This is a genomic window from Oleiphilus sp. HI0117 (assembly GCF_001635235.1).
The window spans coordinates 1-11,755 of the sequence record NZ_LWGA01000626.1; the positions used below are offsets into that span (position 1 = coordinate 1).

Genomic DNA, 11,755 nt, shown 5'->3' on the forward strand with positions numbered 1-11,755 from the left:
GGCCGAAGGCCTCTCTGTACCCTCTGTGGTTAATGGTTTTTTGGGTTTAGTTCTTTAAGAGATCAAACACTTGAACCACCGAGAACTTCGCTGCACAGAGGTTATGATCAATCAAGCAATCCCAAACTGTGATCTATATGCAGAAACGGCATCCGCGTACTGCGATAAACTTGCATCATCCTGAATGTAGTCTAATACTTGAGTTAAGTTGACGATACTGGCGACTGGGATATTAAAGTCTCTTTCGACCTCTTGAATGGCAGACAACTCGCCCTGACCCTTTTCCTGGCGGTCAAGTGCAATCAGAACACCTGCTGGCTCCGCACCTGCGGCCTCAATGATTTTGATCACTTCGCGAATTGCCGTACCTGCCGTAATCACATCGTCGATAATCATTATCTTGCCTTTAAGTGGTGCGCCAACGAGCGTGCCACCTTCACCGTGAGCTTTTGCTTCTTTACGGTTGAATGCAAAGGGCGTGTTAATGTTATGCAATGAAGAAAGACAGACTGCTGTAGCAGAGCCTAAAGGAATGCCTTTATAGGCAGGACCAAATAGAACATCGAAGGGAATATCCGAGTCAACCAGTGTTTGGGCATAAAATGACCCAAGCTTGGCAAGTGATAAACCATCGTCGAAAAGACCCGCATTAAAAAAATAAGGGCTAACACGGCCAGACTTAAGGGTGAATTCGCCGAACTTCAAAACGTTCTTTTGGATAGCAAATTCAATGAATTCGCGCTGGTGGGGCTTCATATTTGTATTTTCTTGCATTAATTGCGCCTAAATTGAAAGATATTACAGTGTTTTTCTTTTCAAAAAATGTGAATTAAGTATCATACCACGCAAATTAATTATGAGGCAGTTATGCGAGTAGTATCAATTAACGTAAATGGATTGAAGAGAGCTGCAGAAAATGGTTTTTTTGATTGGATGCGTGAGATCGATGCCGATGTGGTATGTGTCCAGGATCTGCAAGGCAAAGTTTATGATTTCGATGACGAAATCTTCCACCCCGAAGGTTATCAGGCTTATTTTATAGATGCTGAAAACCCTGAAGATGGCGGCGTGGGTATTTATACTCGCCACTTCCCCAAGGCAATTATGTATGGCTTTGCTTATGAGCCAGCAGATCGTGAAGGGCGCTTTATTCAGGCTGACTTTGAAAATGTTAGTGTTGCTTCAATGCTTGTACCCAATGCATTAGGCAAGCCTGAGAACCAGGAAGCAAAGGATAAATTCCAGGACGCGTTTCAAAGCCATCTGGAAAAAACTCTCCGTAAGCGTCGTCAGTTCATTTTTGCGGGCAGTTTCAATTCCGCGCATTTGGTGACAGATGCGAGCAAAAAATACCATGAGATGGACGTGAGTGGCTTTAAAGCGCATGAGCGAGACTGGTTCGATACGGTTTTCGATGACTTTGGTTATGTTGATGCATTTCGTCATATAAATGTTGAGAAAAATCAATATACCTGGTGGCCAGAGTGGGCGAAAGGTTGGCGAAAGAATGCTGGCTGGAGAACAGACTATCAAATCTCGACCCAGATGATGCGTAATGTTATCGAAGATGGTTTTATTGATATGGACACGCGCTTCTCGGATCACGCACCTGTCATTATTGACTATGATGTGATCATGTAGCTTAGACATATAATTTTGAGGCAATTAGATTTATGAGTGCCAGTGCGACCTACCTTTAAAGGTCAGCCTTTTGGACTGAGCCCTGACTATGTTCAAGTCATTGCAGGCATAGTTTATGCTGTGCCTAGCGTTGAAAAAGCCGTCATTTTTGGTTCCCGCGTTAAGGGGAATTTTCATAAAGGTTCTGATGTCGATATTGCTCTCTATGGTGACCTAGACTATTCAACAGTCAGTCATATTCAATATCAGTTGAACGAAGAAACCAAAATTCCTTTGTTCTTTGATGTTGTTGCTTATAGTTTGTTAGAAAATGACGCGCTTAAGGAGCATATTGATCGGGTGGGACAGCTAGTGCCTGGTCAAAATAGCTGAAATAGTAAAGGTGAGATAGACGTGAAAGCCAGAAAGAGAAGCTAGCGAATACCACTAGCTTCTCTCCTTGTTTTACAATTTAGCTATTATTCAGAAAGGTAGTAATCATAAATAATTTCTACCTCAGCACCTTCACTTGGAATCGCAGTGCCACTAAATAGTATTCGGTTACTTGTTGAGTTATATTCCCAGCCGTTTGAACTGTCTTTAGCGACGTCAACACCGTCGACAAGTACACGTATAGTGCTGCTAATAGGTTGGTGATTTAGTTCATAAATACTACTAGCTGCACCAGCGTTTGTTGCGATGGTGCTCATAATCGCTGGAAAAGCACTTAAGTCAGATATACTCGCGTGACTACCAAAGGTTGAGGTGCTCAGCTCGATATACTGACCAGGGTAATTTTGGTCAACAATGGAATAGAATCTGATTCCTCTATCAACGAATAAGTTATTGCTTACATCGAATGCAGTGGCGCTGTTTGACGTATATTGACTTGGCTCATCACTCAAGAGCACAACAGAAAGAGTTGCTCCAGGTCTAGGGTAACCAGCTGTTGTAACAGTACCGTCAGAAGCATCACCCTCTGCTGTCGAAAGCAAAGCATTTTCAGAGTAATAAATACCTGTCTCGATGCCACTTCCATAAGTTCCTGCGACAACATCGATCTGAAATTGAGCTAGATCCGAGGTAAAGCCATTGCCACGTAAGCTTGCATTGTCTGTGGTGATAGTGCCTATTTGGAAGTCTAGGCCAGACGCGCTCATTACTGTAGAAAAATCGGTTGCAGCCTGACTAATAGCATTCTGCTCGTCGCTCATGCTTCCAGAGTTGTCGATAACGAATAGAAAGTCTGCAAGCGCAGAGGTTTCTGCCTGTGCGTTATAGCTGTCGCTTGTTACGTCGATACTTGCACCCGATTCCGCAACATTGGTTCCATCATTCAGACCTGATACCTGAGTTGAGTAACTTTCCAGGTTATCTAAAGCGACAACAGTTGCAGTTAACAGCATGTCGGAGTTATTGAAATAAGTAACACTCATATTCAACTGGTACTCGCTTGCAGGTACGTCGCCAGATAAGGGGGCAGGCAAGTCCTGAATAGTTCCACCGAGTTGGTTTACGCCCAACAATATAATGAGCCGATTGTTTAGCTCGGTTGGTGTTGAGGCACTTGATAAGCTTAAGCGATAAACGGCGCTAGTAACGTCGTCGTTCAAGTTGGGTGAAGAGGTTGATACATTACTTAAACTAATATCCGACTCTGTAGCGACTGTATTTGAAAGCGATGTCATGACCGAAGCAGAATCCGTACCTGCGCTGAATGCGGGTCTTTCGGCGATAAAGCCAGCAACATCTACTTGCGTAGCGGTAGAGCGCAAGCTTCGGAAAGAGGCCGGGCTAACCGTCTCGGGAGATGCTGTTACGATAGATCCGTCAAAGTCACCACTAGGTGAACTACTAGCAACATCAAACCCTTGTGGCAAAAATACTTGTCTAGTCGAAGTAGACACGGATGAAACTTGTACGGCTTCAAGCTGCTCTGTTACTAAGATATTGACTGATCGAGATTGAACAATACCATCAACGTTAGTTAGCTCGACTGTATATTGATACGTTCCGGCATCAGCTTCTGTCACGTCAACCCTATTTGACGATGAGTCAATTACATCTCCGTCGTCATTACGCCAAACATAAGAAACAATCGTGTCTTCAGAGCTAGTCGGTGTAACGGTTAAAGTTGTAGTTTCTAGAGTTTCGATAGTCGTTGGTGAGGCTGTTAGGCTCGCGATAATGGCAGCTATGGAAGACCCTTCATCCTGGTTACAAAGGTATTGGTTGTTCTCTATCTCGTCGGTGTCCAAGATACTATTACGATTCAAATCCAGACCAGAACGAATAAGCAAACCACCAAACTCACAACTTAAGTCATCTGCAGCAACATTGTTCATGGCAATTAAACTATTGAAGCCGGTAACGCCGTCTTCACCAGTGTCGCCTGTCTCTCCATTACAGACTTCTGTTGTCTGCGTAATTTCATCAGCGTCCAGGGTATCGTTATTATTAGAATCGAGGCCGGTCTGGATTTGCTTGCCACCATTGGTACACAGGTCACCAGGAGGCAGATCAACAATGCTAGCAAGACTGTTTGATCCGTCATCACCTTCGTCAATACAGCCAGTAAGGCCAACTGTAGTCGCCAGTGCTATCGCTGTTATTAGTTTCTTTTTCTTGGTTGTTTGTTGTGTACTCATGATCGTCATCCTTTTTCATTTTTTGTTAATTCAATTAAGCCAAGCGTATCCGTTTGATTAACTGTTCAATAATATGTGATGGACGCTTGGCTGAAATGAAACGTAAAAGGTAAAAGTTTTTTAAGAAAAATTTGCAGCTGCTTTTTCTGTGTTCAGAGGGCTTAAGCGCTAGTATTGAATTTTCCTTAGGCAGACGATCCTGAGCCTAGTCAATGCAGAGTTTGGTAGAAGCTTAGATCGTAGCCTGTGAGCGAGGCATAGCGTCCTCTGCCGACAGGGTTGATGAATATTCTGGAGAGGAATAAGGCCAGATAAACTAATCTGGCCTTATATTGGTAGGGTATTATAAGCCGTAAACAATGTTTACCTGCAAGCTGTTAACATTATCTCTGATAACGTATTCACCGCGAACCGCAATGTTATGGTCAACGCGATACTCACCGCCAAAGCCCATTAACAAACCATCGTCATCGCCAAAATCAAGGCCAAGCCTTAAAAGTCCGCTCACTTGCTCATTTACCGCATAGTCTGCAACCGTTGCAGCCCAAATACCATCAGCAGAAACTGAGCCGCCAAAGCGGAAGTCAAAATCACCCGATGTCATATAGCCGGCTTCAACTGCTAGTTTAACTTTGTCTACTTTTATCAAGTTATCATCGAAGCGATAGCCGCCAAAAACTTGAAAGCCCATTGCATCATCAAAGCCGCTAAGTGAGTTCATACCCAAACCGCCACCGACATATATATTGCTTGTATTGATATCATTTCCTATACCAGACTCTTCGGCTACCGCGCCCATTGCCATTAATGAGAAAGCACCAGCAATAATTTGTTTTTTGAAGTTCATGTGTAAATCCTTTAAAAGTTATTGGTTCGCTAAGTAGGCAAAAGTGCTTATTAGCAAACAGTAATAATGAGTACCGATGGCACTTCTTATGTTCACTTTTTAAGGAAGGACAAGAATTGGAAATGAATTAAAATAAATTTGAAATTACTCAGTGTTAATTTCAAGGGGCGATACAAAATTTGGAGAACGTAAGATTCCGGCTTTTCCAAAAGCCTCGTAGCTAGTATGTTTAGCTTTCGGCAATCTCAACGGTGATCAACTTGGTACTCTGATTCTCCTGATCATCTTCGATATAGATCTCTAGAGTATGCTGCCCAGCAGGTAGCTCGACTTCAGGAGCGTTAATACTCTCTCCTTCGATATAATCAACGATGCGGTCAGTCAGATCGATTCCCCAGAACTTTTTGTAGGTGAGCTTAAGGGACTTCATATTCACCGTAGCGTTAGGCTGGCGACTGGCAAATTCGACGTGTACTGAAAGCGGATTTGTTACGGTGAGCTTAAAAGTGGCTGCAGAATTTTGATCTCAGGGCCTTTTTCAGTAACGGACCTTTGGTTCGCATAACTTTCAGCTTGTTGAGGCTGGTTCAGGAATAGCTGGCCAGGCTGTGCGTGATTTATGCCAGCTACTTGAGCGGCTTGCTCTTGTTCAAGTTGAGCGAGCTCTTCAAGGGAGACGAGTTGAAGAGGTACGGGGGCGAGGGTGCTACAAGCTGGTAAAAAAGCGATAAGTAATACTAAAATTCGATATTTCATAAACGATTTCCTTGGTTACCTTTTTGCTATTCACCCTCAGAATACCTGTTGAGAAGCAAGGCTAATGAATTACACTATTGTACGAACAAAAGCCTCCCCCATTACCTGCGGCCTCTCATTGAATACCATTTTGATAGGTCACTATATAAGAGCTGCTACTATCAATATTAAACATTTTAATAAATACGAGTCCGCCTTCTTTCACGAAGATTAATCCTGCATGGGCAGCAGCGCTACAGAACAGAAGACCCGCAACGATAATCACCATTAAGGCAATGCAGAATCAACCATCTTCCCTATAGTTGAAAACAGAGATCGCTCATACTTTACTTTTGCATAGTGGCCTAATTTGATCGCATTGTCTTTTTCGCTATCATCCAGCGCAACCCAAGCATAGTTTTCAGCGGCTTGAGCGGTCACGACGCCTTTTGAAATAGGATACTCTTCCATTGAGGTCTCACCCGTTATTGGGTTTTTAACTTCCATGGCTCGGTAAATGGTCACTAGAGACTCAGGTTTGAAGCCTTGCATGCTGCCTTGAGACAGCTTAAATATACTTTCCTCGCCATTGCTCAAGCGCTCAACGACATAGGCTTTGGGTGCAAACTGGTTTTGTATCTCGACATCAAAATTTTCGATTGCATCCAGAGCTGCTTGTTGAATCATGCCTTCTTGCGACTGTTTTGAAATAGGGCAGTGGCTGCCATAAGTATCTTGTGAGTCACTGACATCCCCATCAACCGAGATTGAGCTAAGTAGCTTTAACTCTGGCATTTTGTAGATACGCAAATTCGCTTTTGCTTGTGCGGAATAACGGCAGCTCGCTGAGCGCTGATGCCATTGACCTTTTTTGTCTTGCCAGCGCTCAGCTTTGTTATAGACAGCGCCTACATTTGCAGCGCTTACTTCACCGGTTACAGCATAACTCGCAACATTTGGCCCTGCATAACCTGAGCTTCCATGCATTTCCGCCAATTCAATTTCCTGTTGGAGTTTCTGAGCGATAGAGCGGTCAACTACTTCGGCTCCCGTAACAGAGATCTTGTCTTCCAGTGCTTTGGCAAAGCTATAGCCGGCTTTAGCGCTTTTGGCTAAGGCTACATTGCTATCATCTAAATTAAAAACGACCACTTTTGTTTTACCGCCGCCAAACTCTTCTTTAGAAGGTAAGATTTTTGCCTGCATTAATGGCGCTCGATTGTATTCACTGAGGTCCACTTGCTTTGGCCCCATCATTCCAGCACAGCCAGATAGAAGCACACTGATTGAACCTAATAGTAAGGTAGCTTTTTTCATTGAACTCTCCATTATTTTGTTTTTAGGCCAAAGCCTATTCCTATTAATTAGTACTTTCTAAATTCCGGTCTGATTTCTAGTTAACCAAGCCAAGCATACGATAGACATCTATTTTGCTCTTCACCTCGTTAGCAATTTGCTGCATTGCTTTATCTCTGCTTGAGTCGAAACTGCTGACAGAAGAGCCTTTGAGTTGGTAGCTATTACTGCTGACCAACTGTTCACTATCGGTTTTGACCAAAATCTCTAAATCGATATTAACCATCTTGGTTGAGAATATTTCTTTCTCTTTTATGCTTCCTTCTAACTCAATGATGCTGTCAGCCCTCATCGGGCTAGTAACTTGAAAGCCATTAGTTTGCATAATCTTTTTAATATGACGGACAAGAGGTTTGAGTGAAGCGTCTGAGTTTAAAGAAAATTTTGTTTGTTCGAGCAATGCTTTCTCTTTTTGAACAAAGCTTCGGTAACGATCCAGGTCACCCTGCTTATTTTGGCTAGGGTCGGCTGCATGGATCAGACTAACAAGCTCGCGTCCTTGAATTGCGTATGTATTTGCCTGATTGTAGGCCAATAGTTGGAGTAGTTTGTTTTTACCACTAAGGCCCTGTAATTCGGCGTCGATGCTGTTGTTCACTTCATTTAACTGATTAACCTTATCGGCTACAAAGGTGCTGCGTTTCATCGCAAGCAATACGTAATGCTTGTTAGCCCGCTTCAGGCTTTCACGGACATCAAAACCTGATAGTTTTACGTCTTGAATGCGGGTATTTACCTTTTGACTAAAGGAGCTTTCACTCACACCGTTGGATAAATAATCTCGGTTTTCGGACTCACTGCTAACATTGGTCGAAAGCTTTCCTGCAATATCCTTTAAAGCGCTTTGCTTGGCGCTGTCTAAATTATCGCCTTCACCGACACCATACATAAATTGGCTGTCGTCAGCTGGTGGTCTTTTTACCCAGGAGGGAATACTGTCGTCAGCCCAACTAGCCATTGGAAATGCGATGCTTAAAAGCAGAGCAATGAAGGTCAGCTGATGTCGGTTTATAGATATTTTGCCAGAATTTAATTGCATGCCTTGGTTCACTTGTATTGAGCTAAAAGTTATAAGTTTCTGTTACGAGCTGGCCATCTTTACGTAAAACTTTGAACGTAAGCTTGTTCTGAGTTAGCTGCTTTATTTCTATTGCCGAAGCAAGATGCTCTGAACGGTCTTTTCTATTGCTATATTGATAGATAGTCTCGTAGCTAATCATTTCATTATTAAATTGATATGACGCAATGATCAGATCGACATTTGACTCATCATTGGAGGATATCAAAGCAATTTTGTTAGTAGTAACTCTTACGTCCATAAGACTGCCAACATTATATGGAGAAGGAATGGCTTTGAGAAGACCTCCCTCGTTGCTATGGAGCCAATGCTGGGTATTCAGCGTATTTGATACACAAAACTCACTCAGCTCTTTTGGCTCGACAGCGTAGCACTTAATTTTGCCTAGCAGAGCGACTTGTTGGGCATCGCCTTGCTTGGCTTTTTGAGGCGAGTCTAGCGGGGCATTAATCGCTAATTGGTTTGTAGAGTTTTCTACAGGGCTCTTTTCCAGGGAAGAGTGGGAAATGAGCATACCAATGGCACCAACAAATATACCCATACTCGCGGTTAAAGCGCCTTGCCAGGAAAATAACTCAGCAAACCATGCTGTTAACATCTCTATGCGTGATGGGCGAGTCGCTTGGGACTCAGCTTTTTCGCTGCTCATTTGTTCTTGAGGCACATCCATTGCGAGCCAGGTTTCATACAAATTTTGGTTATTCTCGAATTGCCCATAGATTTGATGCTTTCTAGTCTTGCTTAGCTTACCTTCAGCTAGCGCAGCCAACTCTTCTAACGAAGCTTCAGGGCCTAGGGCCTGTTTCGCGCCATCTGGCGCATGAACGATCAGTTGAGCGAGCGCGTGATCTAGACGACTTTTCTTTTCTTCTATCTCATTCACCGTGAATACTCTCAGCCAATAGGTTCAAAATCTAACCCGAGACTATTAAGTATCGCTAATAATCTTTCGAGGGTTTTTTTATTCTGACGGACAGGAATGTGCTTTGCGACATCTAGTCTTCTCGCAATGGCACTGTGACTATAGCCGTCAATATAGTGCATACGTAACATTAGACGCTCTTCTGCTGAGAGCTGTATGGCATGAACTGCGCTGACAATGTCCTTATCCAGCGCGGTAATAGTGTTTTGCTCGCTTTCTTCATTGCCTGTCAGGATCAATTGAACCAGAGAGAGGATCTGGTTGTAGTTATTTTTTTTATAGTGCTCATCAATGCCATTGCCGTCAAAGCTATCGTTTTCATAAACATAACTATCAGCGCCATATTCGTCGTCGTCAATAGATTCGGGACGATTACTGACGCCACACCAGGGGATTTTGACCTTGATGGTACGGATAATATTTTTGATTGATGAGGGCTCGCGCTCGCCATTTTTACAGGCTTTATCAATGATAAACTCTGCGCCTTCACGCTTTAAACAAAGGTCATTCCAAATCTGCTCCCAAAATGAGCCCTCTCGCTTCAACCATTCCGGCGGGCGTTTTCGACCGAATACTTTTCTGCCATACTCAACCATTAAATTTGCCGATAGAGTTTTCAGATAGCCTTCTGGGGAGGATAGTCCATTGTGCTTTTGGCACATGGCCCAATCGTTTTCTGATAGTTTTTCAATAAGATAAGAGACGGCTTCCTCTTGCCGAGCTATATCGCCACTAAACTTGTGGGCAGCCTGGCTATTGATGAAAGCTTGGAATTTTTTTCCGTAAAAGAGAGAGAGCCAATCGATCTTCATGTTCTTATGATTTCTTATATCGTCCCTGATCGTATATTCTATATACATGTATAATATCTGAACNGAATTCTGTTTAACACCATTAAAAGTAGGGAAACATGAGCCAAGTATTTTTTCTCGGTACTCATCTTGTGAAAACTCGGGTTTTACACTTCGTTATCACCCTTTTTTGTCTGCCAGGTTTTGCTGCGGCAAACAGTCTTGATGATGAATGGAAGGCATTTCAACAAGCAGAACAAGCGGCTTTCAATACCTACTTAAGTGAACATGATCGACAATTCGTTGACTTTTTAGATCAGCATTGGGAAGAGTTTGATCTATTCCAGGGAAAGGTACGAGATACGACACCTAAGCCTGCTAAAGCTCCTTCGGTTAAGAATTTGCTGTCTAGTACTGGGAAAACTGAACATATCGATACACCGGCTTATTCACCCTCACTACCTCTAGATAATGAGGCCTTGTTTTTTGGCCATGAGCGAGCTGACGTGAACGCCAGTAATATTGACTTCCCTGACTTGTCAAAACTGACCAATAAAAAACTCGCTGCTACATGGAAAGTGCTGGCGCAAGCCGACCATAAGGGGCTATTGGCTCATGTCCGAGAGAGCAAACAAATACTAGGGCTAGGGGATTGGGGAACCTATCTATATCTGAACTTTGTGCTTGAAAAGCAAATCTCAAATGACAATGAAAGGACGAGTTACCTCTGGTTCATATTGACCAAGCTAGGCTATGACGTGAAAGTTGCTTATGGCAAGCGAGACCTTTTTCTGATGCTGCCGTCAAAACAAACTATTTTTGGTAAGGCCTACCTACAGATATCTGACAAGACCTATTACCTAGTTCATTCGACCAAAAATAAAGGCCCGCTTTTTTCTTATCCCGGACATTATGACCGGAGCAATCGTAGCTTTGAGATCAACTTTGAGCAGGTTTTAAATAGCTCGCCTAAGATACTTTCTCGAAAAATTTCGTTTGAAGATAGCAATACGAGTACCGAGCTTAGTTTTGAGTATGATGCGGGCTATGGCCTGATGTTGAATGCTTACCCTCAAATAGATCTCAAATATTATTTTACCGCAAAGCCTAACCCAACCATGGTAGAGAGCTTAAGAAGGCAGCTTAAACCCCGGCTTCAGAGCTTGAGCGAACGTGATGCGATCGACTATTTGCTAGCTATGATTCAAACCGGCTTTAGTTATGCTCTGGACCAAGAACAATTTGGTGAAGAGAACTACCTGCTGGCCGAAGAAAGTTTGTTATACAAAGCGAATGACTGCGAGGATCGATCGATTCTACTGGCTTGGTTAATCCAAGATCTGCTGAAACTGGATGTCGTGGGCTTGGATTTTCCAGGGCATATTGCCGTGGCGGTAGCGACTGAAGCCCGCGACGGAGATTGGCTTATTTCCCAAGCAGGTAAAACTTACGTGATAGCCGACCCAACTTATATTGGTGCAACGACGGGCATGGTGATGAGCGAATATAAAAGCACGATACCGAAGGTGATAGAGTTCTAATATTAGAATTGACCAAAATAGCTACTAAACTCGGCCCCGGTTAGTATGCTTTTTTCTATCAACTCCAAGCCAATTTCACCTTCACCATAAAAGTTCGGCATTTCACTGTTTCTAAGTTGCGTTTGGGATTCAAGTACTTCCTGATCACTGCCGTGTACTTCTTGATTATAGAAAGCGACGAGTAAAGGCGACTCCGACCGAACGGTGTAGGAAACCT

The 11,755-nt window shown here is 43.2% G+C and carries 13 protein-coding genes; 3 read left to right on the top strand and 10 right to left on the bottom strand.

The features are described 5' to 3' along the window. Window positions 1-111: 111 nt before the first annotated feature. Window positions 112-756, bottom strand: coding sequence for an orotate phosphoribosyltransferase (gene pyrE / locus A3757_RS07200; protein WP_068514477.1), 645 nt, complete (start codon window positions 754-756; stop codon window positions 112-114). Between the two features lie 111 nt (window positions 757-867). On the opposite strand from pyrE, the gene A3757_RS07205 reads away from it, so the two are divergent. Both A3757_RS07205 and A3757_RS07210 read left to right on the top strand, forming a co-directional pair. Beyond that, entirely contained in the window at window positions 868-1,641 is a 774-nt protein-coding gene (locus A3757_RS07205) for an exodeoxyribonuclease III (RefSeq protein WP_068553459.1), read from the top strand. Between the two features lie 36 nt (window positions 1,642-1,677). Then, complete coding sequence (locus A3757_RS07210) at window positions 1,678-2,013, top strand: nucleotidyltransferase family protein (RefSeq protein WP_156490403.1); 336 nt, start codon at window positions 1,678-1,680, stop codon at window positions 2,011-2,013. A gap of 86 nt (window positions 2,014-2,099) precedes the next feature. On the opposite strand, the gene A3757_RS07215 is transcribed toward A3757_RS07210, so the two are convergent. The 8 genes from A3757_RS07215 to A3757_RS07250 form a co-directional block, all read right to left on the bottom strand. Then, the gene (locus tag A3757_RS07215; protein ID WP_068566561.1) at window positions 2,100-4,268 is read right to left on the bottom strand and encodes a hypothetical protein; all 2,169 of its coding nucleotides are present in this window, start codon (window positions 4,266-4,268) and stop codon (window positions 2,100-2,102) included. A gap of 343 nt (window positions 4,269-4,611) precedes the next feature. Then, entirely contained in the window at window positions 4,612-5,115 is a 504-nt protein-coding gene (locus A3757_RS07220; RefSeq protein WP_068553516.1) for an outer membrane beta-barrel protein, read from the bottom strand. A 229-nt stretch (window positions 5,116-5,344) separates the two neighbouring features. Further along, window positions 5,345-5,545, bottom strand: a complete 201-nt coding sequence (locus A3757_RS07225; protein ID WP_068553517.1) for a hypothetical protein — start codon at window positions 5,543-5,545, stop codon at window positions 5,345-5,347. A 59-nt stretch (window positions 5,546-5,604) separates the two neighbouring features. After that, window positions 5,605-5,871, bottom strand: coding sequence for a hypothetical protein (locus A3757_RS07230; RefSeq protein ID WP_068553518.1), 267 nt, complete (start codon window positions 5,869-5,871; stop codon window positions 5,605-5,607). Window positions 5,872-6,138: 267 nt separating this feature from the next. Beyond that, window positions 6,139-7,167 (bottom strand): hypothetical protein, encoded by a 1,029-nt coding sequence (locus A3757_RS07235; RefSeq protein ID WP_068553761.1) that lies wholly within the window; start codon window positions 7,165-7,167, stop codon window positions 6,139-6,141. Window positions 7,168-7,243: 76 nt separating this feature from the next. Then, complete coding sequence (locus A3757_RS07240; protein WP_068553762.1) at window positions 7,244-8,245, bottom strand: LPP20 family lipoprotein; 1,002 nt, start codon at window positions 8,243-8,245, stop codon at window positions 7,244-7,246. A gap of 22 nt (window positions 8,246-8,267) precedes the next feature. Continuing rightward, complete coding sequence (locus tag A3757_RS07245) at window positions 8,268-9,167, bottom strand: hypothetical protein (protein WP_068553763.1); 900 nt, start codon at window positions 9,165-9,167, stop codon at window positions 8,268-8,270. Window positions 9,168-9,178: 11 nt separating this feature from the next. After that, window positions 9,179-10,018, bottom strand: a complete 840-nt coding sequence (locus A3757_RS07250; protein ID WP_068553764.1) for an RNA polymerase sigma factor — start codon at window positions 10,016-10,018, stop codon at window positions 9,179-9,181. A 98-nt stretch (window positions 10,019-10,116) separates the two neighbouring features. On the opposite strand from A3757_RS07250, the gene A3757_RS07255 reads away from it, so the two are divergent. Continuing rightward, window positions 10,117-11,538, top strand: a complete 1,422-nt coding sequence (locus A3757_RS07255; protein ID WP_068552943.1) for a hypothetical protein — start codon at window positions 10,117-10,119, stop codon at window positions 11,536-11,538. A 2-nt stretch (window positions 11,539-11,540) separates the two neighbouring features. Here A3757_RS07255 and A3757_RS26600 read toward each other — a convergent pair. Continuing rightward, window positions 11,541-11,755, bottom strand: a 215-nt coding sequence (locus A3757_RS26600) for a hypothetical protein (protein WP_197469912.1), incomplete at its 5' end; no start/stop codon positions are given.